This window comes from Streptomyces sp. HNM0575, assembly GCF_012726265.1.
In the GTDB taxonomy this organism is placed as follows: Bacteria; Actinomycetota; Actinomycetes; order Streptomycetales; family Streptomycetaceae; genus Streptomyces.
Window position 1 is genome coordinate 425,026 of sequence record NZ_JAASAG010000001.1, and the last position, 23,185, is coordinate 448,210.

16 protein-coding genes are annotated in these 23,185 nt (G+C 73.7%); 10 read left to right on the forward strand and 6 right to left on the reverse strand.

What is annotated here, in order from left to right; translation table 11 throughout:
- Positions 1 to 217: 217 nt before the first annotated feature.
- The 3 genes from ettA to HCC61_RS01760 are packed head-to-tail and all read left to right on the forward strand — an operon-like array spanning position 218 to position 2,994.
- Positions 218 to 1,882: an energy-dependent translational throttle protein EttA gene (gene ettA, locus HCC61_RS01750; RefSeq protein ID WP_169133408.1), complete on the forward strand. Its 1,665-nt coding sequence runs from the start codon at positions 218 to 220 to the stop codon at positions 1,880 to 1,882.
- A gap of 19 nt (positions 1,883 to 1,901) precedes the next feature.
- Positions 1,902 to 2,351 carry a thioesterase family protein gene (locus HCC61_RS01755; protein WP_346776975.1) on the forward strand — a complete coding sequence of 150 codons (450 nt, stop codon included), beginning with the start codon at positions 1,902 to 1,904 and terminating at the stop codon, positions 2,349 to 2,351.
- Entirely contained in the window at positions 2,317 to 2,994 is a 678-nt protein-coding gene (locus HCC61_RS01760) for a hypothetical protein (RefSeq protein WP_169133409.1), read from the forward strand. Before HCC61_RS01755 ends, HCC61_RS01760 begins: the two co-directional genes overlap by 35 nt.
- A gap of 234 nt (positions 2,995 to 3,228) precedes the next feature.
- On the opposite strand, the gene HCC61_RS01765 is transcribed toward HCC61_RS01760, so the two are convergent.
- Positions 3,229 to 3,633 (reverse strand): globin, encoded by a 405-nt coding sequence (locus tag HCC61_RS01765; protein ID WP_169133410.1) that lies wholly within the window; start codon positions 3,631 to 3,633, stop codon positions 3,229 to 3,231.
- Between the two features lie 140 nt (positions 3,634 to 3,773).
- Here HCC61_RS01765 and HCC61_RS01770 point away from each other — a divergent pair, with 140 nt between their 5' ends.
- The 6 genes from HCC61_RS01770 to HCC61_RS31405 all read left to right on the forward strand — a co-directional run bounded on the left by HCC61_RS01770 (position 3,774) and on the right by HCC61_RS31405 (position 12,847).
- Complete coding sequence (locus HCC61_RS01770; RefSeq protein ID WP_169133411.1) at positions 3,774 to 4,781, forward strand: methyltransferase domain-containing protein; 1,008 nt, start codon at positions 3,774 to 3,776, stop codon at positions 4,779 to 4,781.
- Positions 4,782 to 5,008: 227 nt separating this feature from the next.
- Positions 5,009 to 5,743 (forward strand): sulfite exporter TauE/SafE family protein, encoded by a 735-nt coding sequence (locus HCC61_RS01775; protein ID WP_169133412.1) that lies wholly within the window; start codon positions 5,009 to 5,011, stop codon positions 5,741 to 5,743.
- Positions 5,744 to 6,387: 644 nt separating this feature from the next.
- Positions 6,388 to 7,722 (forward strand): hypothetical protein, encoded by a 1,335-nt coding sequence (locus HCC61_RS01780; protein ID WP_169133413.1) that lies wholly within the window; start codon positions 6,388 to 6,390, stop codon positions 7,720 to 7,722.
- Positions 7,723 to 7,951: 229 nt separating this feature from the next.
- Positions 7,952 to 9,487, forward strand: coding sequence for a PP2C family serine/threonine-protein phosphatase (locus HCC61_RS01785; RefSeq protein ID WP_206321934.1), 1,536 nt, complete (start codon positions 7,952 to 7,954; stop codon positions 9,485 to 9,487).
- 141 nt (positions 9,488 to 9,628) lie between these two features.
- Positions 9,629 to 11,065: a VWA domain-containing protein gene (locus HCC61_RS01790; RefSeq protein WP_169133415.1), complete on the forward strand. Its 1,437-nt coding sequence runs from the start codon at positions 9,629 to 9,631 to the stop codon at positions 11,063 to 11,065.
- A 1,056-nt stretch (positions 11,066 to 12,121) separates the two neighbouring features.
- Positions 12,122 to 12,847: an FHA domain-containing protein gene (locus HCC61_RS31405; protein ID WP_346776976.1), complete on the forward strand. Its 726-nt coding sequence runs from the start codon at positions 12,122 to 12,124 to the stop codon at positions 12,845 to 12,847.
- Between the two features lie 58 nt (positions 12,848 to 12,905).
- Here the strand turns inward: HCC61_RS31405 and HCC61_RS01800 are convergent, their stop codons facing one another.
- The 4 genes from HCC61_RS01800 to HCC61_RS01815 form a co-directional block, all read right to left on the reverse strand.
- Positions 12,906 to 14,042 carry a BadF/BadG/BcrA/BcrD ATPase family protein gene (locus HCC61_RS01800; RefSeq protein WP_169133417.1) on the reverse strand — a complete coding sequence of 379 codons (1,137 nt, stop codon included), beginning with the start codon at positions 14,040 to 14,042 and terminating at the stop codon, positions 12,906 to 12,908.
- Positions 14,033 to 15,373 carry a 6-phospho-beta-glucosidase gene (locus HCC61_RS01805; RefSeq protein WP_169133418.1) on the reverse strand — a complete coding sequence of 447 codons (1,341 nt, stop codon included), beginning with the start codon at positions 15,371 to 15,373 and terminating at the stop codon, positions 14,033 to 14,035. Before HCC61_RS01805 ends, HCC61_RS01800 begins: the two co-directional genes overlap by 10 nt.
- Before the next feature lie 184 nt (positions 15,374 to 15,557).
- Entirely contained in the window at positions 15,558 to 16,868 is a 1,311-nt protein-coding gene (locus HCC61_RS01810) for an ROK family transcriptional regulator (protein WP_169133419.1), read from the reverse strand.
- Positions 16,869 to 17,108: 240 nt separating this feature from the next.
- Positions 17,109 to 18,254, reverse strand: a complete 1,146-nt coding sequence (locus HCC61_RS01815) for a mechanosensitive ion channel family protein (protein ID WP_346777014.1) — start codon at positions 18,252 to 18,254, stop codon at positions 17,109 to 17,111.
- 423 nt (positions 18,255 to 18,677) lie between these two features.
- Between HCC61_RS01815 and HCC61_RS01820 the strand changes: the two genes are divergently transcribed.
- Positions 18,678 to 19,217, forward strand: a complete 540-nt coding sequence (locus tag HCC61_RS01820; protein WP_055485022.1) for an HNH endonuclease — start codon at positions 18,678 to 18,680, stop codon at positions 19,215 to 19,217.
- 121 nt (positions 19,218 to 19,338) lie between these two features.
- Here HCC61_RS01820 and HCC61_RS01825 read toward each other — a convergent pair whose 3' ends face one another.
- Positions 19,339 to 22,704, reverse strand: coding sequence for a beta-N-acetylglucosaminidase domain-containing protein (locus HCC61_RS01825; protein WP_346776977.1), 3,366 nt, complete (start codon positions 22,702 to 22,704; stop codon positions 19,339 to 19,341).
- Positions 22,705 to 23,185: the final 481 nt, after the last annotated feature.

A 23,185-nucleotide genomic window follows, 5' to 3' on the forward strand; every position in this document is an offset into this window, starting at 1 on the left:
CGGGAAGGCGGCCGCTCCGGGCGCCTCGGCCCGTGTCCCGCAGACCACCACGGGCTGCGCACGCGACCCGCACGGAACCGGGCCACCGCACAGAGATGCGGTGGCCCCCGCACTCCGCCCCGTTTCGGGGTCGGGCGCCGTGTGCGGCAAGATGGGTGTCGTCTGTCCATGCGGCGTGGCCGCGCTCCGAAACCTACTGACTGCCGGACGGTTCCTCTTGGCTGAGTACATCTACACCCTTCGCAAGGCGCGCAAGGCGCACGGAGACAAGGTGATCCTCGACGACGTCACCTTGAGCTTCCTGCCCGGCGCGAAGATCGGTGTCGTGGGACCCAACGGCGCTGGCAAGTCGACGGTGCTGCGCATCATGGCCGGGCTCGACCAGCCCTCCAACGGCGACGCCCAGCTCGCCCCCGGCTACAGCGTCGGCATCCTGCTCCAGGAGCCGCCGCTGGACGAGTCGAAGACGGTGCTGGAGAACGTCGAGGCCGGTGTCGCGGACACGAAGGGCAAGCTCGACCGCTTCAACGAGATCGCCGAGCAGATGGCGACGGACTACACGGACGAGCTGATGGAGGAGATGGGCAAGCTCCAGGAGCAGCTCGACCACGCGGGCGCCTGGGACCTGGAGTCCCAGCTGGAGCAGGCTATGGACGCGCTGGGCTGCCCGCCCGGCGACTGGGCCGTCACGACCCTCTCCGGTGGTGAGAAGCGCCGCGTCGCGCTGTGCAAGCTGCTGCTTGAGCAGCCCGACCTGCTCCTGCTCGACGAGCCCACCAACCATCTGGACGCCGAGTCCGTCCAGTGGCTGGAGCAGCACCTCGCGCAGTACCCGGGCACCGTCGTCGCCATCACCCACGACAGGTACTTCCTCGACAACGTGGCCGGCTGGATCATGGAGCTCGACCGCGGGCGCGCCATCGGGTATGAGGGCAACTACTCCACGTACCTGGAGAAGAAGCAGTCCCGGCTGAAGGTCGAGGGCCAGAAGGACGCCAAGCGCGCCAAGCGGCTCAAGGACGAGCTGGACTGGGTCCGCTCCAACGCGAAGGGCCGTCAGGCCAAGTCCCGTGCGCGGCTTACCCGTTACGAGGAGATGGCGGCCGAGGCCGAGAAGACCCGGAAGCTGGACTTCGAGGAGATCCAGATCCCGCCGGGCCCGCGCCTGGGCAATGTCGTCGTGGAGGTCGAGCACCTCAACAAGGCGTTCGGCGACAAGGTCCTTATCGACGACCTCTCCTTCACGCTGCCGCGCAACGGAATCGTCGGCGTGATCGGCCCCAACGGCGCCGGCAAGACCACGCTGTTCAAGATGATCCAGGGCCTGGAGGAACCCGACTCGGGCGTCATCAAGGTCGGCGACTCCGTCAAGATCTCCTACGTCGACCAGAGCCGGGCGAACATCGACGGCAAGAAGACGCTGTGGGCCGTCGTCTCCGACGAGCTGGACTACATCAACGTCGGCCAGGTCGAGATGCCTTCGCGCGCGTACGTCTCGGCGTTCGGCTTCAAGGGCCCGGACCAGCAGAAGCCCGCGGGCGTGCTCTCCGGCGGCGAGCGCAACCGGCTGAACCTCGCGCTCACCCTCAAGCAGGGCGGCAATCTGCTCCTGCTCGACGAGCCGACCAACGACCTCGACGTCGAGACCCTCTCCTCGCTGGAGAACGCGCTGCTGGACTTCCCCGGCTGCGCCGTGGTCGTCTCCCACGACCGCTGGTTCCTCGACCGCGTGGCCACGCACATCCTGGCCTACGAGGGCGACTCCAAGTGGTTCTGGTTCGAGGGGAACTTCGAGTCGTACGAGAAGAACAAGATCGAGCGGCTGGGCCCGGACGCCGCGCGCCCGCACCGCGCGACGTACAAGAAGCTCACCCGCGGCTGAGGCAGGCTGATCGGTTCACGTGCGTCACATATACCGGTGCCCGCTGCGCTGGTCGGACATGGACGCCTACGGGCACGTCAACAACGTCGTGCACCTCCGTTATCTGGAGGAGGCGCGGATCGACTTCATGTTCCGGCTGGCGGGCGAGGCGGTGGCCTCGTCTCCGGACGAGCCGCCGCCGTTCAAGACCGGAGCGGTGGTGGCGCGGCACGAGATCGACTATGTGCGTCCGCTGTTCCACCGGTACGAGCCGGTCACCGTCGAGACGTGGGTGACGAAGATGAACGCGGCCTCGACGACCATCGCGTACGAGATCAAGGACGAGGGGACGGTCTATGTGCGGGCGGAGACCGTCATCGTCCCCTACGACCTGGAGAAGGAGCGTCCGCGCCGGCTGACCGCCGGCGAACGGGCGTTCCTGGAGGACTACTTCGATGACAGCGCGGCAGCCCCGTCTCGTATTCGCTGACCCGGGAGAGGCCGCGGGGCTCGACGCGTTCCTGCGGCGGCTGCTGCGCTGGGAGAAGGCCGCGGCCGTACGCATCCAGGCCGGGAGCGGGGTGGTCGGGATCTTCGCCAAGCCCGCCCGCTTCGAAGTGCTCGCGGTGCGTACGGCACGTCTGCTGGAGCCCGCCGGCGCCGACGCCGAGATCGACGTCACCGTCTCGGCGGGCGAACTGCTGGAGGGCGTCGACGAGCCGGCCGAGGCCTTCGCGGTTCCCACGGCGGTGACGGGTCCGCCGTGGGCCGGGATGCTGCCGCCGCGCGGGGGCTGGGAGGCGTTCGGCGAGGTCCCCGCGGACGCGGTACGGGCCGTGGCCGCCGCCGCGGTGGGTGAATTCCGGGAGCGCGCCGAGAAGTTGGGGCAGCAGGAGCGTACCCGCGAGCGGCTCGACGGGCTCGCCGAGGAGATCTGGTCCCGTCCGCTGGGCAGGACCGAGCTGCCGCTGCGGGCCGTGCATGCCGCGCACGCGCTCGGTTTCCTCGCGGGGGAGGGGCAGTTGAAGCTGCTCAAGGCGGGGCCGTGGCTGCGGCTGCGCACGCCTGCGGGGTCGGTCGTGGTGCGGAGCAGCCAGGGCAGGGCGCCGGGGCTGAGCGTCACGCCGGTCTGAGCGGGCCCGCGGCGGGCCCGAGACCGGGCGCGGGGGTGCCTGTTCGCGTTCCGCCGCGCGCCCTTTTGGGCCGTGCGGTCCCCGGGCTCTCGCGTTCCGAAATCCGGCCTCGCGTCCGGGTGTTGGCGGACTCCGGTGTGCTGGACGCTGAACGGCGGGGACGGTACGGGGAGTTGGCTCAGCCCCGGGACTCGGCTCAGCCCCGGGACTTGGCTCAGCGTCCCGGGAGTCGGCTCAGTCCGGGGAGTTGACCATGGAGCCCGCGGCGTACACCAGGTAGTCCCAGAGCTGGCGCTCGTGCTCGGGGGACAGCTCCAGGCTGTCGACGGCGGCCCGCATGTGCTTCAGCCACGCGTCGTGCGCGGCGCGATCGACCTTGAACGGCACGTGCCGCATGCGAAGCCGCGGATGCCCCCGCTGGTCACTGTAGGTGCGGGGGCCGCCCCAGTACTGCATGAGGAAGAGCGTCAGCCGCTCCTCGGCGGGGCCGAGGTCCTCCTCCGGGTACATGGGCCGCAGCACCGGATCCTCGGCGACACCCTGGTAGAAGCGGTGGACCAGCCGGCGGAAGGTGTCCTCGCCCCCGACCTGCTCGTAGAAGGTCTCCGTCTGCAAACTGCCGCGTGGAATCTCCATCACGTCCCCCATGGTCGCAGACGTACCCGCGGGGCCATCAGCCCTCGGCCGGTACGGGCCCAGGGGCGAGGGCCGGCCTGGGGGCAGTGGCACGCCCCGCCCCAGGCCTCGCGCGTGCGCCCGCCCCGAAGCACAGTGGAGGCATGCCAGGTGCTCCGGATCTCGTGCGGCAGATCGTCGCGGGCGGTGCGCTCGCGGATCCGGCGTGGCTGGTGGCCTTCACCGAGGTGCCGCGCGAGCTGTTCGTGCCGTACTACTACGTCGCCGTCACCGGCGGCGGCCGGGAGCGGCTGTGGCGGGACGACCCCGACCCGGAACGACGGCGGCGCTGGCTGGAAGGCGTCTACGACGACACACCGCTGGCGACGCGGGTGCGCGACGGCGAGCTGGTCTCCTCCAGCAGCCAGCCGTCCCTGATGGCGCGCATGCTGGACTCCCTGGACGTACGGGACGGGATGGGCGTGCTGGAGATCGGCACCGGTTCCGGATACAACGCGGCGCTGCTCTCCCACCGCCTCGGCGACGCCCACGTCACCAGCGTCGACCTGGATCCGGGCATCACGACGGCCGCCCGCGAGCATCTGGCCGCCGCCGGGTACCGGCCGCGGGTCGTCACGGGCGACGGTGCGCTCGGGGTGCCCGCGAACGCTCCGTACGACCGCGTGATCGCGACGTGTGCGGTGCCCGCCGTGCCCGCGGCCTGGCTGGCCCAGTGCGTACGAGGGGCGCTGATCCTCGCGCCCGTGGGCACCGGTCTGGTGGCGCTGCGCGTGGACGGACCGGGCGACGGGGAGGGGCGCTTCCTGCCGACGCCGGCGTTCTTCGTGCCGCTGCGCGGGGGCGCTGCTCCGCCCTCCGCCCCGCCCTCCGCCCCGACCTCCGCGACGCGGTCCGGGGCGGCGGATCGGACCGGGGAGCGATCCGGGGCCGGAGTCCTGCGTGGCGTCCCGCGGCACGCACAGCGGCAGGACTCCTTCCACTTCCTCTTCGGCCTCGTCGGGGGTCCGTTGGATCCGTGCGACGTGTACGAGCTGTGGCGCTGCGCCGGGCGTCCGGACCGGGAGCGCTACGGCCTGACCGTTCGCGACGGCGTGCAGTGGGCGTGGCTCGACGATCCGGACGGGCCGCACACCTGGCCGCTCGGCGGATGAGCGCGTGCCCCGACCTCGACCCGGTCTCGACCTGACCCGGCCCGCCGGTCCCGGCCCGTCGGCCACGGTCCGCCTTTCCCGCCCCGCCGTTGCCCGTCCCGCTGTCGGCCGACGAATCCCCTCCGGCTGACGCGCTCTTCATTCGACGGATGTGAACTTCCGCACTCCGGAAGGGAATCGGTGATCGCCCCCTCCAGTCACGGCGCCCGGGCGTCTAGTTTCGAGGGATGCTCACCGGGTGGCCCTACCTCGCCCTCCTCGGAGGGACGGTGCTGCTCGGGTCCTCCGTGCAGCGGCTGGCCGGCATCGGTTTCGGAATGCTCGCCGCTCCCGGCCTGGTGCTGCTGATGGGTCCGGTGCAGGGCGTCGCACTGGTCAACTGCGCGGGCGTCGTCATCGGTGTCGCGGGACTCGCGACGAGCTGGCCGTACGTGCGGCTGCGCACGATGGTCCCGCTGGTCGCCGCCGCCGCCCTCACCGTTCCGCTCGGCGCGTGGCTCGCGCTGCGGCTGCCGGAGCCGGTGCTGCTGACCGGCCTGGGCGTGCTCATCACCGCCGCGGTGCTGCTGGTGATCTGCGGTGCCCGCGTGCGGGCGCTGCACGGCAGGGCAGGGGCCGTGGCGGCGGGCGCGGCCAGCGGATTCATGAACTCGGCCGCCGGTTCGGGCGGTCCGGCGCTCTCCCTGTACGCGGTCAACGCGGGCTGGACGGCAGGGGAGTTCGTGCCCAACGCACAGTTCTACGGGCTCGTCGTCAACCTCATGTCCGCAGCCGCCAAGGGGCTGCCCCAACTCACCCGCCCCGCCTGGCTGCTGGTCGCCGCGACGATGGGCACGGGCATCGTGCTGGGGCATCTGCTCGCCGCCCGTACGCCCGAGAAGGGGGCGCGCCGCATCATTCTGGGGCTCGCGCTCGCGGGCGGTGTCGCCACGGGCGCGAAGGGGCTGTGGCTGCTGGCCTGAGCGCGGCGACGGGCGGCCCGGCCCTGGTGGGGCGACGGCGCGAGGGGAACCGGGCCCGCGGACGCGGCGTGTTGAGAACGGAGAGGGGCGCGGGAAGGACTCCGGTGGACCCTGCGCAGATCCCGATCCGAACAAGATCCCTGTGGAAACAGTGTGGTTGGTGTTCCCCGTGGCCATACTCTGGCCGTGGGACCCCGACCCGCTGCGACGGACACATCGCACGACGTGAGCCGGGAAGGCGGTCCGGCGACGACCAGGGGGAGGGGCGAACAAGCCTTGAAACAGCCGTACTCGGGGCGGGCGGCGCGGTCCTGGGCGCCCGCCGCCGCGACGCCCTGCGGTCACCCCCGCCTCAATGATCGCGGCCACGATCGCGGCCTCTGCTTCCGGTCGTTCCACAGCAGTCGTCGACCGTGCAGCTGTTCCGCGGTGAGGATGGGTACGGACGACGGGGGGAGCGACGCCGTTCCGTAGCGCCGGGTCCGGCGGTCCGGGCGGCCGGGAGACCGGGAGACCGGCACCGGAGTGCGGCGGCGCACCGGCATCACGGCCCGCCCGCCCACGACTTCAGAGCACCGGCGACCGGAACACCATCACAGAGACCACCACTGAAGAAGGCCACTACAGAAGCAGCGAGGTGATCGATGGGGCCCGCGGGACCCACCGGACCGGTGATGAGCCGGGAGGAGGCCGACCGTGCTCTCGAACGGCTCACCGCCGAACACGAGGCGGTCGAGTCGTCGTTGCTCGCGCTCCAGGACCACGCGGGCCGCCGCCTGCTCGAAGGCGCCGACCTCACCGGAATCACCGCCCGGCGCTGGGCGGAGGCCGAAGAGGCCATCACCCGGCTGTGGAACGTCTTCGAGCACTACAGCGGCGCCCTCGAAAAGGCGCAGGAAGTCCGTGAGCGCCGTCGCTGGCCCAGCCGCGACGACCTCGGCGAGCTGACGCGGCTGCTGCGCGGTCCCCGTACGGTCCCGGGCAGCGTGCTGCCCGAGGGCGCCGCGCCCGGCGGAGCCGACGGCAGCGAGGGCCCGCGGCTGGCGGAGGAAGTGACGCTCGGCGGGCTCGTCGAGTGGATGAACGGCTGGTACGCACAGGCCCTCGACGTCGTCGCGGCCGCCGACTCGGTCTGGTCGGCGCTGCCCGCCCGCATAGACATGCTCGCCGCCGAACTGCGCCGGGTGCGCTCCCTCGCGCACTCCGTCGGCGTGCGCCCCGGTGAGCACCCGGCCGGTGACGATCTGGAACGTACGACGGAGGAACTGACCGCGCTGCGCGGCGAGGTGGTCTCCGACCCGCTCGCCTTCTGGACCCCGGCGGGCGGCAGCAGCGCCCCCGGCGGCGGGAGGCCCGACACGTCGCGTTACGACCGCGCGGCGCGCCAACTGGAGGACATCCGCCGGGAGATCGACGCGGTGCTCAACGTCCGCCAGGACTCGGAGCAGCGGCTGATGAACCTGCGGGACGTGCTGTCGCGCGCCGACCGCACGCTCGCGGAGGCCCGTGAGGCGCGCGGCGAGGTGCTGGCGAAGATCGCGGCCTCCGAGGTGCCCGCGGTGAGCGGGCCCGCCACGGCGCTGCACGAGCAGCTGACGGCCGCCGCCGAGTACCGGCGCCGCTCACAGTGGCACCGGCTCTCGCCCCTGCTGGAGAGCCTGGAGCAGCGCGCCGACGACGAACTGGACCGTGCGCGGGCCCAACTCGCCGCCGTCACCGCTCCGTTGGCGGTACGGGCGGAACTGCGCGGGCGCCTGGACGCGTACAAGGCGAAGGTGGCACAGCAGGGCATGGCGGGGGACCGGATGCTGATCGAGCGTTACGACGCGGCACGCCGCATGCTGTGGAGCGCGCCCTGCGATCTGCGGGCGGCCGAGGACGCGGTGCTGCGTTACCAGCACGCCGCACAGGACGTACTGCTTGCGCGGCAGGACGGGGGCGGCGGTCCCGCACGCGCGGAGGGGGTGGCGGACTCGTGACCGGTGAACGGGGCGGGGCCGGCCGCCCCGACCGCGGGAGCGCCGAGGCGCGTGCCGAAGCGACTGCCGGCGCGTGTGCCGGTAAACGTGCTGGTGGCCGTACCGGTGGCCGTGCTGGTTGGCGTGCCGGTGAGGCGGGCGGGCCGGCCGGGCTCGCGCGCTCCGGCACCGAGAGGAATGAACCGGCGGAACGGACTTGCCGCTTCCGCCCCTGGACGTGGGTGTGACCATGCTTGATCGACTGTCCGCGTGTCCGAGCTGCGCCGAGCCGCCGGCGGCGGGGGAACGCTACTGCGCGGTGTGCGGCGCCGATCTGGCGGCGGCCCGTCAGGCGGCCGGGGTGCCTCCGGCGCCCTCTGTGCCGCCCGCGCCCTCCGTACCCCCTGCGCCCTCGGCACCGCCGGCGCCTTCCGTACCGCCCGCGCCTTCCGCACCGCCCGCGCCCCCGGCGGCCGCCGTGCCCCCGCCGCCCGCTGCCGGGCCGGCGGGCGAGCCGGACTTCACGCTGGCACCGGCGGAGGAAGCAGCTCCGGCCACGCTGCCCGACTATCCGGTGCAGGGCCCGCCGGTCGAGGGGCCCGGGGTGCAGGGACCGCCCGTGCAGGGCCCGCCCGTACCGCCGCCGTCGCCCCCGCCTCCGCTGCCCCCGTCGGCCACGCACGAGCAGCCGCCGCCGGGCGTGCCCGGTGCTCCCGTCGCGCCCGGAGGACCCGTCGTCCCCGGCGCACCGGACGTGCCCGGCGCACCGGACGTGCCCGGCGCACCGGACGTGCCCGGCGTGCCCGGCGCACCCGGGACTCCCGCCGCGCCCGACCCGCGCGCCGCCGATCCCCGCGTCACGCTGGACGACTCGCCCATGGAGACGGCGAGTTGTGTCGCCTGCGGCACCGGCGCCGTGGACGGCGACGGCTACTGCGACCACTGCGGTCACAAGCAGCCGCGCGAACGCGACCACATGGAGAGCACGTTGCCGTCGGTGGCCGCGGCCAGCGACCGCGGTTTGCGCCACCACCGCAACGAGGACTTCTTCTCGCTGTACGAGGCGGTCACGCCCGCCGGGGCCCCCGCGACCATCGCCGTGGTCTGCGACGGCGTCTCCTCCGCGACGCGCCCCGACGACGCCTCGGCCGCCGCCGCCCGCGCCGCGGGGGCGTCGATGCGCGACTCCGTGCCGCAGGGGGCGCCCGCGCAGCAGGCCATGCACAACGCGCTCGTCGTGGCCGCCGAAGCGGTCACCGCGCTCGCCGCCGAGGGCCCCAACGAGCCCTCGAAGAACGCCCCGGCCTGCACCATCGTCGGTGCGCTCACGGCGGAGGGCATTCTGACCGTCGGCTGGATCGGGGACAGCCGCGCCTACTGGGTGCCCGACGAACAGGGCGCTCCGCCCGCCCGGTTGACCGAGGACGACTCGTGGGCCGCGCAGATGGTCGCGGCCGGTCTGATGACGGAGGACGAGGCCTACGCGGACGCACGCGCGCACGCCATCACGGGCTGGCTCGGGGCGGACGCCTACGAAGTGGAGCCGCACACCGCGTCGTACAAACCGGAGGGCACCGGCGTGGTGATCGTGTGCACCGACGGGCTCTGGAACTACGCGGAGTCCGCCGAGCAGATGGCGGCGGTCGTGCCCGGCGACGGCCGTACGCGTCCGCTGCACGCCGCGCAGCGGCTCGTCGGGTTCGCGCTCGACGGGGGCGGTCACGACAACGCGACGGTGGCCGTCATTCCCTTCCCGTCTCCGTCGGAGGGAGCGGTCACGGACTGAGGCGGCGCGTACACCGGGCCGGGCGCCGCGCGAGGAGCCGTGCGAGGGGCCGGGCGGTGCGGGAAGCGGAACCGCCGCGGGCGCTCCGGGCGTCTTCGCGCCTCCCACGATGCTTCCCTACGCACGGAGCAGGAGCGGAACATGACCGATTTCGCCGAGCCGCCGCAGGCGCCGAGGTTCTCCGTCGACGTCTATCAGAACGAGCACCTGCCGGAAGGCGGGCACCGGGTGGACGCCATCATCACCGTCACGTCCGGGTCCGGGGCGGCCGGGCCCGCGGCCGCCTCCCCGCCGTCCGGCACGGGCGCGGCCAAGGGCACGGCCACGGCCACGGGCACGGGCACGGGCACGGGGGGCGGCACCGGTGGTGTGCGTACCAACGCCCTTGACGGAGCCGCCCGTACGGACACCGCCGTCGTGATCATGATCGACTGCTCCGGCTCGATGGACGATCCGGCCTCGAAGATGCGCAACGCGCGTGAGGCCACCGCCGCTGCGATCGACACGCTCCAGGACGGCGTCTCCTTCGCGGTCGTCGCCGGCAGGCACACGGCCGAGGAGGTCTACCCCGGGGGCGGCAGGCTGGCGGTCGCGGGGCCGGAGACCCGCGCCGACGCCCGTACCGCGCTGCGCAGGCTGCGTGCGGACGGCGGCACGGCCATCGGCACCTGGCTGCGCCTCGCCGGCAGGCTGCTCGCCACCCACGAAGGGCCGATACGGCACGGCGTACTGCTCACGGACGGGCGGAACGAGCACGAGGCCCCGGAGAGCCTGAAGGCCGCCCTCGACGCGTGCGCCGGGCGCTTCACCTGCGACGCACGCGGCGTCGGCACCGACTGGGAGGTCAAGGAGGTCACGGGCATCGCGTCGGCGCTGCTCGGCTCCGCCGACATCGTCGCGCTCCCCGAAGGGCTGGCCGCCGACTTCACGGAGATGATGGCGAACGCCATGCGCAAGGAGGTCGCGGACGTCGCGCTCCGGCTGTGGACGCCCAAGGGCTCGGAGATCGAGTTCGTCAAGCAGGTCGCGCCCACCGTCGAGGACCTGACCGCACGCCGCACCGACGCCGGGCCCAACTCCGGTGACTACCCGACCGGTTCGTGGGGAGCGGAGTCCCGCGACTACCACGTGTGCGTCGAGGTGCCGCCCGCCGAGGTGGGCCAGGAGATGCTGGCGGCGCGCGCCGCGCTGACGCTTCCCGCACCGGACGGCGGCGGCCTTCCGCGGACGCTCGCGCAGGGTCTGATCCGCGCCGTGTGGACGGACGATCCGGCCGCCACGACCGGCATCCACCCCCAAGTCGCCCACTACACCGGCCAGGTCGAGCTCGCCGATGCGATCAAGGACGGTCTGGAGCGGCGCAAGGCCGGGGACGAAGAGGGTGCCACGGCACAACTCGGGCGGGCCGTACGGTTGGCCGACGCCTCCGACAACACTCATACTTCGAAGCTGCTTTCGAAGGTGGTGGACGTCATCGACGCCCCGAACGGTACTGTTCGGCTGAAGGCGAAGATTGCCGACGCCGACGAGATGACGCTGGAGACTCGGTCCACGCAGACGGTCCGTGTGAAGAGGTAACGAGGCGACGGCTCCCCTCGGGGCCGTGCCGCAGGTACGCAGATCCAGGAGTACGAGGGGGAGGCACTCACCATGCCGACTTGCCCGAACGGACACCAGTCGGCCGCCGACGACTGGTGCGAGGTATGCGGTCATCGCATGGCCGACGCGTCCGCGGCACCCGCCGGTGCGGTGCCGCCGTCACCCTCGCCGCCGGTTCCCGGGGGCGGTTACGGCTACCCCGGGCCGCAGTCCGGTCCGGGCGGACCGGGCGCGGGTCCTGGTCCTGGTCCCGGCCCTGGCGCTCCCGGTCCCGGTCCTGGTGGTCCCGGTCCTGCGCCTTCCGGGCCTCCGTCCCAGGGGTACGGCTACCCCGGGCCGGGCAGCGGGGGTCCCGGGCCCGGCGGTCCCGGCGGCTTCGGCGGTCCCGACGCGGGCGGTCCCGGTCCGGGCGCTCCCGGTGCCCCCGGCGGGCAGGGCCCGCAGGCGCAGGGCGAGACGTGCCCCCAGTGCGGCAAGCCCCGAGAGGGGCAGGCGCCCTTCTGCGACAGCTGCCGCTACAACTTCCTCACCAACTCCCCGATGACGTACGTACCGGCCGATCAGCCGCCGCAGCCCGGCGGGTTCGGACAGCAGGGCGGCCCCGGCCCCGGTCCTGGTGCGCCGGGCGGTCCCGGCGGTCCCGGCGGTCCGGGTGGGCAGGATCAGCCCGGTCCGCCTCCGCCGCCGCCCGGTTTCCCGGGGCAGCAGGGTCAGGGAGGTCAGCCGAGTCCGCCGCCACCGCCGCCCGGTTACGGTTACCCGGGCCCGCAGGGGCAGCAGGGCCAGCCCGGTCCGCCTCCGCCTCCGCCGTTCCCGAGCGCTCCGTCCTCCGGCCGCGACCAGCAGTACGACTTCGACCCCAACAACAGCCCGTCCCAGATCAACAGGCCCGCCGAGTCGCTGTCTCCGGATCAGCACCCGCAGGGCCCGGGCGGATACCCCGGTCAGAACCAGGGGCCGGGACAGGGGCCAGGACAGGGGCCGGGACAAGGTCCGGGTCAGGGCATCGGGCAGGGCCCGGGTCAGGGCGCGCCCATGGCTCCCCCTCCGCCCCCGCCCGGCGGACCGCAGCAGTCCTCCCCGCCGAGCGGTGACTGGGCGATCTCGCCGCCGGTGGCGCCGCAGCACGAGCAGCCGCAGCCGCCCGGCCCGCCGCCCTTCCCGGGGCAACCCGGGCAGGGGCCGGGGCCGGGGCCGGGCCAGGGACCGGACCAGGGCTTCGGGCAGGGCCCGGGACCGGGCTCCTTCCCGGGGCAGGCTCCGGATCAGGGCCCGCCGCAGCAGCCTCACCAGGGGCAGCAATACCCGCAGCAGCCGGGGCAGCCGGGCGGGCCCATGCAGCAGTCCACGCCGTCCGGTTCGTGGGTGGCGGTCATCGCGCCCGACCGTGAGTACTTCGCCGCGATGCTGGACCGCAGCGGCCCGGAGGCGGAGAGCCTCAACCTGCCCGCGTACTCGCCCGAGCAGCAGCTGCCCCTCACGGGCAACCAGGTCACCATCGGCCGCCGCCGCCACTCCACGGGTGAGGCGCCCGACATCGATCTGGCCCGTACGCCGGAGGATCCGGGCGTCTCGCATCAGCACGCCGTGCTCGTGCAACAGCCCGACGGCAGCTGGTCGGTGGTCGATCAGGACTCCACGAACGGCACCACCATCAACGGTGCCGAGGACCCGATCCAGCCCTTCGTGCCGGTGCCGCTCAAGAGCGGCGACCGCGTACACGTCGGCGCGTGGACGACGATCACCCTCCACCTGACCTAGCCGGGACGCCGCGTACGCCCCGGCCCCCGTCCGCTCCCGTCCGCCCCGTCCCGCGCGCTCACGCGTAGTGCGCGCGGAGGCGGGCGTGGGCCTGGGGCGGGGCGCCGGCGTGGTCGAGTCCGAGCAGGGCCGAGCCCAGTACGGGTGGTGCGGTGACCACTTCCGGTGTGGCCTTCGGCGCCTGGAGGGCCAGCCCGCGCGTGAAGTGGTCGTGCAGCAGCGGATGGCGGGCCGCCGCCACGCTTCCCCCGAGGAGGACCGGGGTGGCGGTCTCCAGCAGGTCCAGGCGTGCGAGGGCGACCTTCACCATGGTCACGAGTTCGTCCGCCTGCCGCTTTACGAGGGCGCGGGCCACCGGGTCGCCGGCCGATGCGACCTCGAAGAGGATCGGCGTGATCTCGTGGATCCGGGCACGGGGCAGGTCTCCCAGGTGCACCGCCTCGATCAGCGCGTACATCGACGTGAGGCCGTAGTGCCAGGGCAGTTCGCGGGCGAGCCGGGTGTCCTCGCCGCGGCCGTCCTCGGCCCGCGCGGCGAACCAGACGGCCTCCTCGGCCAGTCCGCCTCCGCCGCCGAAGTCGCCCGAGACGCGGCCCAGGGCGAGGAAGCGGTGGGTGCGGCCCTCGCCGTCCTGGCCCGCGCAGTTGACGCCGGCGCCGCAGACGACCGCCACTCCGTGGCGTACGGAGCCGTCGTCGGGCAGCCCGGCGCGCAGGATGGCGAAGGTGTCGTTGGCGACGTGCGTCGTACGGCCCCAGCCGCGTCCCTTCAGTACGGCGGTCAACTCGCGTTCCTCGCGCGGCAGATCGGCGTTGGCGAGGCACGCCGAGACATGTGCGACGGCGGCCCCCGCCCCGGCTCCACCTCCCGCCCCGGCTCCACCTCCCGCCCCGGCTCCACCTCCCGCCCCGGCTCCACCTCCCGCCTCGGCTCCTCCTCCGGGCCCCGCTCCCGCCGCGGTCCTTCCTCCGGGCCTCACCGCCGCCGCGGTCTCCGGTCCGGCGCCCGCCGCCGCCAGCGCCGCCGCCACGGGCCCCGCCAGCGCGTCCACCGCCGACTGGAAGCCGGCCGCCTGCGGATGGAATCCGCCGCCGCGCCCCTTGCCGAGCACGGTGCCGCCCACGTCCACGACCGCCACGTCCGTCTTGGTGTTGCCCGCGTCGATCGCCAGGCAGGCCGAGGTGGTCAGGCCCACGCGAGATGCTCCCGGTTGCTGGCGAGAAGCCGGTCGGTCAGCGCGTCCGCGCGGTCGTACTGCCCGATCAGCGGGTGCGCCAGCAGCGCCTTGAAGACCCGCTCGCGCCCGCCGTGCAGGGCCGCGTCGAGCGCCAGGTCCTCGTACGCGGTGACGTGCGCGACCAGCCCCGTCTGTAGCGGGCCCGCGGCGGGTACGGGCAGCGCCACGGCGCCGTCCCGGCCGATCTCCGCCGGGACCTCGATCACGGCGTCGTCGGGCAGGTAGGGCATGGTGCCGTCGTTGCGCAGGTTGACGACCTGCACGCTCGGACGCGCGCCGCCCGGCCCTCTCCCGCTCCTTCTCGCGTCCGCCCCGTCTCCCGTGCCGTCTCCCGTCCAGCCGCCCGCGTCCCCGCCCAGCAGCGCCGCCGCGAGCGCGACCGCCGCCTCCGAGTAGAAGGCTCCGCCGCGCCGGCTCAGCAGCGCCGGCTTCTCCGTCAGCTTCGGATCGCCGTACATCGTCAGCAACTCCCGCTCGATGGCGGCGACTTCCTCCGCCCGCGAGGGCTTGCCGCGCATCTCCCGCACCGTCTCGTCGTGTGCGTAGTAATAGCGCAGGTAATACGAGGGGAAGGCGCCGAGGGTCTCCAGCACCCCGCGCGGCATCCGCACGTCCAGCGCCAGGCCGTCGACGTGCTCGGTCAGCAGCTTCGGCAGCACGTCGGTGCCGCCGGGCCCGCCCAGCCGTACGCCAAGCTCCCACGTGAGGTGGTTGAGCCCGTAGTGGTCGAGGTGGATCTCCTCCGGCATGACGTCCAGCAGTTTCGCGAACTTGCGCTGGAGGTTGACCGCCATGTTGCAGAGCCCGAGGGCCTTGTGACCGGCCTGGAGCAGGGCGCGGGTGACGATGCCGACGGGATTGGTGAAGTCGATGATCCAGGCGTCCGGGTTGGTGCGCCGCACACGCTCGGCGATGTCGAGCACGACGGGCACGGTGCGCAGCGCCTTGGCCAGCCCGCCCGCGCCCGTCGTCTCCTGTCCCACGCAGCCGCACTCCAGCGGCCATGTCTCGTCGAGCTGCCGTGCCGCCTGGCCTCCGACGCGCAGCTGGAGCAGCACGGCGTCGGCGCCGTCGACTCCCGCCTCGGGGTCCGCGGTCGTGGTGACGGTCGCGTCGTGGCCCTGCGCGGCGAAGATGCGGCGGGCGAGCCCCGCCACCAGCTCCAGCCGCTCGGTGTCCGGGTCGATCAGCGTCAGCTCGCTTACGGGCAGCGTGTCCCGCAACCGTGCGAAGCCGTCGATGAGTTCCGGGGTGTAGGTGGAGCCGCCGCCGGCCACTGCGAGTCTCATGTCGTACGTCCGGTCCTTCCGTCGGGCCTTACGCGCCGAAGTTCACGTGTCGAAGTTCGTGTGCCGCAGTGCATGTGCCGCAGTGCATGTGCCGAGGTTCGTGTGCCGAGGTGCATGTGCCGAAGTTCCGTTTCCGCGCTCGGGCGGCCGCCTGCCGGTGCACGCCTGCCGGTGACCGCCTGCCTCACGTGTCGGCGTGCGACACCCGTGGCAGGTGCCCGCGCGAGGTGTCGAACACCTCGTCGCGGGTCGTGGCCAGCGCGCTCTCCAGCGCCCCGTGCAGCACCGGATCCCCGGTGACCGTGCCCAGCTTCAACGAGGGCCTGGGCACGGCGAGTTCGGCCAGTTCCCGCTGGACGAGCCGGCGCAGCCGCTCCCCGCCGGCGGCCAGCACGCCCCCGGAGAGCACGATCAGCTGCGGGTCGAGCACGGCCACCATGGACGCGAGTCCGACGGCAGTGCCGGTGGCCAGGCGGCCCAGCAGCTCCGCGTGCGGGCCGCCGTCGTCCGGGACCCGTGCGGGCCCGTCCTCCGCCGCCTCCGATTCCAGCCGCGCTTCCTCCGGCGCCTCCGCGGCGGCGCGCGCCACGAGGGCCACGGCGCTCGTCTGGAGCTCGGCGTCCTCGTCGTACGGCAGCCCCAGTTCATGAGCCCAGCGCAGCACCGCGCCGGCGCCCGCCAGCGCCTGGAAGCCGCCGCTGTTGCGCAGTACGGGATCCCGTACGAGCGGGGTGCCGGGGACCGGCAGGAAGCCGACCTCGCCCGCGCCGCCCGTACGGCCGCGGTGCAGCCGCCCGCCGATGACGAGCGCCGCGCCTATGCCCTGCTCGTTCCACAGCAGGACGAAGTCGTCGTGTCCGCCGGCCGCTCCGAGGCGCTGCTCGGCGACGGCGACGAGGTTCACGTCGTTGTCGTACTCGACGGGCATCGGCAGCGCCGCGGCCATCTCGTCCAGCAGCGTGGGGGAGTGCCAGCCGGGCAGGTGCGAGGCGTAGCGCAGCCGCCCCGTGCTGGGGTCGAACGCGCCCGGCGTGCCGACGACCGCGCGGTGCAGTTCGGAGAGGCCGACCCCGGCGGCCTCGGCTGCGCCCTCTACGGCCCGTACGAGGAGTTCGGGAGGTCCCGGACGGGTGCCGCCCGCGGGCCTGGCGGGGGTGGGCAGTTCGAAGGTGCCGGTGATGCGGCCCGTGATGTCGGCGACGCCCGCGAGGATGCGGGAGGTGGTGACGTCCACACCGGCGACGTGGGCGGCCCGCCCGTTGACGGCGTAGAGGCGGGCGTTGGGCCCGGGGCGGCCCTCGCTGCGTCCGGTGACGAAGACCAGTCCTGCCGTCTCCAGCCGGGCGAGCAACTGGGAGGCCGTCGGCTTGGAGAGGCCCGTCAGCTCGCCGATGCGGCCCCTGGAGAGCGGGCCCTCCGCGAGCAGCAGGTCGAGTGCGGCCCGGTCGTTCATCGCGCGCAGCACGCGCGGGGTCCCGGGTGTCGTACCGGCCATTTAGTGCTCCGCCTCCGGCCCTCGGGCTCCGTCCGACCGTGCCGCCACTGTTAGGAAGCCTTCCAGTTGTTGGACGGTAGAGCGCGGGGATCGGCGGCGTCAATGGAGATCGCATTACGGGACGGTGGCGGGAGACCGCGGTGCCGCCCCCGGCTCATCGCGCCCCGGCGGTGCCGCCCGTGTGGTGCACGGGCCGGCTCCGCCCAACCGCCCGCCCGCCCGACCGCCCGCCCGGGCGGACTACTTGTGGCTCTTCTGAAGCGGCACTTCCGTGCTGTTCGCCTTGCCGGCGTCGGAGTGCGCATGGCCGGAGTGCGTGTGGCCGTGGTCCCCGGAGGCCGCGGCGCCGCCCGCGGCCGCACCCGGCAGGTCCGCCGCTCCGGCGCCCTCCGCCGCAGCGACGGCCTCCGCCGCGAGGACACCCTCTGCCGCGTCCGTCCCGTCCCCGCCGTCCGCGTTCTCCGCCGAGTCACCGGCGGGCGCCGCCTGGTCCGTGCTCTCGATGCCCCTGCGGTCCAGCGCCCGCTTGATCCGCCAGCGCAGCTCGCGCTCCACACCGGCCGACTTGCCCGGCATGGTCTTGGCCGAGACGCGCACGACCATCTCCTCGAGCGTCACCGAGTCGAGGCCCAGCACCTCGACCGGCTCCCACAGCTGCTCGTCCCAGGGCTCGGTCCTGCCCAGCTCCTCGCCCGCGGCGACGATCGCGGCCCGCACCCGGTCGAGGTCCTCGCTGGCGGCCACCTGGACGTCCACGGTCGCGGTCGCCCAGCCCTGGCTGAGGTTGCCGACGCGCTTGATCTCGCCGTTGCGGATGTACCAGATCTCGCCGCCGTCGCCGCGCAGCTGCGTCACGCGCAGCCCGACCTCCAGGACGGTTCCGGAGATCTCACCGACGTCGACGCGGTCGCCGACGCCGTACTGGTCCTCAAGCAGCATGAAGATCCCGGCCAGCAGGTCCGTGACGACGTCCCGCGCCCCGAAGCCCAGTGCGACACCGGCGACGCCGGCGCTGGCCAGCAGCGGGGCCAGGTTGATGCCGAAATCGGCGAGGACCATCAGCAGCGCGGTGCCGATGATCACGAAGGAGGAGATGCTGCGCAGCACGGACCCGATGGCCTGCGAACGCTGCCGCCGGCGCTCGCCGTTGACCAGCAGCCCGCGGAGCGCGTTGGCGCTGTCGGCGGCCTCGGCGCGGCGGTTGACGCGCTTGATCAGCCTGCTGATGGCACGGCGTATGACGTGCCGCAGCAGGACCGCGATGATCGCGATGAGCAGGATGCGCAGCCCTGCCGCCACCCACTCCGACCAGTTCTGCTCGATCCACCCGGCGGCGTCGGCAGCGGATTCGTGCGCGTCCCTCAAGGACGTGGGGCCGTCGGGCACGCCGTCTCCCGTGCCCGCTCCCGCTTGGCGGGAACCCGCGAGCGCGGACGGGGAAGCAGCGCCGAGGTGCCAGAACACAGCAGAACCTTCCGAGCGGGGAGAGCCAGGGCCTTGCCGCGTCGGGACCCTGCGGTGCGGGGTCCCGACGCGGCAACCACACTAACGGCGCAGGCCCTTCACAAGCGGCGGCGGTGGTGCCCGGCGGCGTGAACCGGCCCTCGCGAAGGCCGATTCACGTCACCGCTCGTGACGTCTTGACTGCTCGGAAGCGGGGCAGAAGTTCAAGGGGGAGTCAGGGGGTGTGGTTGAAAACACGCTCAGGGCGTTACCCGGTCGTGGTGGCGGAACGACCAGGGCGGGGGACACACTGAGTACGGATCGTCCCGGCGCGAGCCACGCGCCGCAGACGTACAAGGAGGCACCGTGCCGCATGTCCTGGTCCTCAACGCGTCGTACGAGCCGCTCGGTGTCGTACCGCTACGTCGCGCCCTCATCCTCGTGCTCAACGACAAGGCGGTCAGCCTCGAGGAGTCCGGCGCCCTGATGCACAGCGCGACCCGTGTCATACCCGCACCCAGCGTCGTACGGCTGAAGCGCTTCGTGCGGGTGCCCTTTCGGGGCACTGTCCCGCTGACCCGCCGGGCGCTCTTCGCCCGCGACGGCGGCCGGTGCGCGTACTGCGGTGGTGTCGCAACCAGCGTCGACCACGTCATTCCGCGCAGCCGCGGCGGACAGCACACCTGGGAGAACGTGGTGGCGGCCTGCCGCCGCTGCAACCATGTCAAAGCAGACCGCCACGTCGCCGAGATCGGCTGGCGGCTACGCCATCAACCCGCGCCGCCGTCCGGCCTGGCCTGGCGGATCATCGGCACGGGGCACCGAGACCCGCGCTGGATGCCGTACCTACAGCCATACGGCGCGGACGACGCCCTCGCCCGGATCGAAGGCAGAGCTACTGCCTGAGACCGGGCTTCGTTGTTCTCGCAGCGGATTCCCGAAGGGGTCTCCCGCGGCGGGTTCGCGGGGGTTCTCAGCAGCGGTGCGTGCGGGGCCCGCCCGGGCAGGCCCCGCAGGAAGGAGACGGTCAGCGCTCCCGCCCGGCCCCTTCGTCCCGCCCGGCCCCTTCCTGCACGGCGTAGGCCTGGAGCGACCAGAGCGAGTAGCCGAAGCGCGTCGCACGCTCGTCGCCCTGCACGCGTACGTAACGGGTGTCGGCGGGCGCGTCCATGCGGACCGTCTCCCTGCCGCCCTTGCCGTGCCGTACGGACGCCGCCTCCCGCCAGCGCTTGCCGTCCGGTGAGACCTGGACGCGGTAGCTCCTGGCGTACGCGTCCTGCCAGTGCAGCACCAGCTCGCCCAGCCGCGCCGGGTGCCGCAGCTTCAGCTGCACCCACTCGCCGTCCTCGGCCGGGGAGGACCAACGGGTGTCCTTGCGGCCGTCGTTGACGGCGGACGCGGGGAAGTCACCGGTCTCGTCGCCGGACGACGAGGCCTCCGCGTCCCGAGCCAGATCCGGTCCGCCGGTGCGGGGGAACGCCCGTACCGTCAGCGTCCGCTTCTCCTGCCCGAAGGAGACGGGGATGCGGTAACTGCCGGGCTTCACGGACGAGTCGGCCTCGATCTCGACGGGCACGCGGGCCGTGCCGCCGCGCGGTACGACGGTCCGCCGCGGGGTGCGCACCGTGAAGCCCTTCGGGGCCTCGGCGGTGACCCTGCCGTGTACGTCGGAGGGCCGGTGCCCGTGCAGCTCGGCGGTGGTGCCGCCCTTGCCGCCGCCGATCGGCGCGTAGACGTCGTCCTCGGACAGGGAGAGCGAGGCGTCCGGACGGTCGGCGTACCAGGGGGTGATCTCGTGCACGACGGGCTGGTCCGAGCCGGGCTCCCAGGCGAGGCGCAGCGCGTCGGCGCGCAGGCCGTGCGCCTCCCGCTGGGTCCAGCCGCTGCCGGAGAGCGGGCCGAGGCGCCGCCAGCCCTCGCCCGGCACGTGGGCCTCGACGCGTGCGCGGGTCCCGGAGCCGGGGCCGGTCTGCACGGTGACCGCCTCCAGGGGGCGCTCCTCGGGCAGCCGTACGGTGAGCGCCGGCGTGCCCGGACCGTTGTTCCCGGGGTCCTGCCCTTCTCCGCCGCCCTGGCCCGTGCCGCTGCCCGAGCCGTCGTCCGGTCCGCCGGAACCGGAACCGGAGCCGGAGCCCGAGCCGGAGCCGGAGCCGGAGCCGCCCGAAGGGTCTCCGTAGCGGCCGAGACCGCCCGGCAGGGACGCTCCGGGCAGCGGGCTGCGCGGCGCGAAGTACCCGGCGGCGGGGGCGGCTTCGGCACGGTAGGCGGTGTCCGGATCGCCGTCGACGGCCGCCTCGGCGGGGGAGTCGGGGCGTGCCGCGGGGCCGCCGTGCGCGGTCGCACGGTGGCGTCCCGAACCCTTGCGCCCGGCGCCCGTCCAGCTGTCGGAGGCCTTCAGCGCGCTCTTCACGAAGTCCTTGAGCACGCCCTTGCCGACGGTGGCGGACGGGTCGCCGCGCTCTCCGTCCCGTGCGTGCAGCCGCTTCACGGCCAGCCGTGCGTCCCAGGCCTCGCCGCCGTCGCCGCGTGCCTGGGCGGTGAGCATGCGTACGGCCTGCTCGCCCGCCTCGCCGTGGCGCGCCAACTCCTCCAGCCACGGGCGCACTTCACGGGCGAGCGCGTCGGGGACGGCGTCCTGCGCGGTGCGCATCGTGCGGAAGGCGCCGCGCAGCCGGTCGGCGGCGCGGCGAAGCCGCTTCAGCGAGCGGTCGTCCTCGGGCGCCGCCGCGTCGTAGGCGGACCAGAAGTCCTTCAACAGCGGCCGCAGATAGGCCGATTCCTCGCCGCCGAGTACCGAGGAGGCGTCGTTGCCCGCGAGCGCGCGCACGGCCTCCCGCGCCTGCGCGGAGCCGCCCGCGGCCTCGTCGATCGCCGCGTTCCAGGACTCCTGCGGGTCGTAACCCTTGGGATTCCAGGCGTAGTCGGCGGCGGTGAACAGCGGGATGCGCGAAGCGGCGGGCTGCTTCATCGCGTTGGTGAGCACGGCCGCGGAGCGTGCGGCGACCGCGGGCTCGCGGCCGCGGTACGGGCCGAGGAAGATCCGGTCCTGCGCGTAGTCGTTGACGGGGTAGTTGTCCATCGTGACCAGCGGATGCTGGTGGAACGCGTCGCGTACGGCGGTCAGTTCGCGACCCGTGATGGTGCGGGGGACGACGCCGACGCCCGTCCAGGCGACCTGCACGCCGGGCGAGAGCCGCTCCGCGAGCTCCGTGCGGTACGCGGTGTCGCCGCCCTGGTAGAACTCGGTCGGCATCACCGACAGGGGCTCCGCGTCCGGGTGGCGCTGCGCGAGGTGCCGCGCCACGTCGTCGGCCAGTTCGGCGTGTGCGCGTGCCGCGGCCTTCGGGCCCGAGCCGTACCTCTGCGCGTCCTCGTCGCAGTGCCACTCGCTGTAGCTGACGTCCTCGAAGCGCAGCTGGAACGCCTCGAAGCCCAGGGCCCGCATCGCGTCCAGCTTCCGCAGCAGCGCACGGCGGTCGGCGGCGGAGGAGAAGCACAGCCCCTGTCCCGGTGCGACCGCCCAGCCGAGCTTCACGTGGTTGCTGCGCGCCCGGTCGGCCAGCTCGCGGAACTCGGCGCGCTGCGCCGCCGGATACGGGTCGCGCCAGCGGGAGGACTGCCGGTACGGGTCGTCGGTGGAGGCGTAGAGATAGCGGTTCTGCTTGGTGCGGCCGAGGAAGTCCAGCTGCTCCAGGCGCTGTTGCTGCGTCCACGAACTGCCGTAGAAGCCCTCGGTGATGCCGCGGACGGGTGCCGTGGGCCAGTCCCGCACGGCAACGGCAGGGAAGCCCCGCCCGCCGTCGTCCGGTTCCGTGACGAGCTGCCGCAGGGTCTGCGCGGCGTGGAACAGGCCGTCGGCGTCGGCGCCTTCGAGCGCGACGGTGTCGTGGCCGTCCGTACGGCCGACGGCGAGGCGGTAGCCCCCGCGGGGCAGATCGCCCCGCTCCGGCGCCTTCAGCGCGCGGAGGGCGGTGGCCGCCGTCGCGGAGTCCGTGCGCACGACCAGCCCGGCACGGCGGGGCAGCGGCTGCCCGTTGCGCACCTCGTGGACGTCGACGGCGCCCGCGTCGCGCAGGACGGCCCGCAAGGCGTCGAGAGCGGCGGGGTCGGTGTCCTCGTCGGCGACGAGCGTCACATCGCGGCCCACGGAGACGAATCCGTCCCGCTGCCGCAGCGACTGCGGACGCGGCCACACCGGCGGTACGGAGACGTCGCGTGCCTTGGTGCCGCCGGGCTCCCGGTCCGCGGCCCCCGCGGAGTGGCCGCCGGGGCCGGGGGCGGCGGTGGCCTGAGCCGCGGGCACGCCGCCGAGAATCCCGCCGATCACGGCCGCGGTCAGGGCCGTCGCTCCCGCCCGCCGCCGTGCTCTGTCCCCCTTGGGCGCTGCGCCCACGACGTCCTCCCGTCCTCCCCGTACCGGAAATCCTCACGGCGCCACGGCCGGCCGCCGCTCACCGTTCAGATCGCGCACATCGGTCACATTGTTCACCAGAGCTGAACTCGCGGCCCACCGGGCACACTTCGGACGCAGAGCCCATCACCGCCGTGTCGGGCGTGTCAACGCGGGCCGTTCGCGGGGTGGTTGGCGGCATGCGGGCGGGTGCGGGCGGCCGGCCCCGGTGGCTCCGGGGTCTGCGGAAGCGCCGTACGGACCGTCGGGTTCTGTGAAGGCTGACGTGCGGACGCCGGGTTCCGGTTCCGGGTCCGGGTCCGTTCGGGGTTCGCGGTTCGGAGTTCGGGTTCGCGGCCACCGTGCGGTGCGGGCCGTGACGGTGCGTCGCGAACCGGCGCCGACGGAGGGCGGCATGACCCGTGTACGTACGTTCACGGAGCGTTCCGGTCCGCTGGCGGTGGCCGAGACCGCGAGGGGCGAA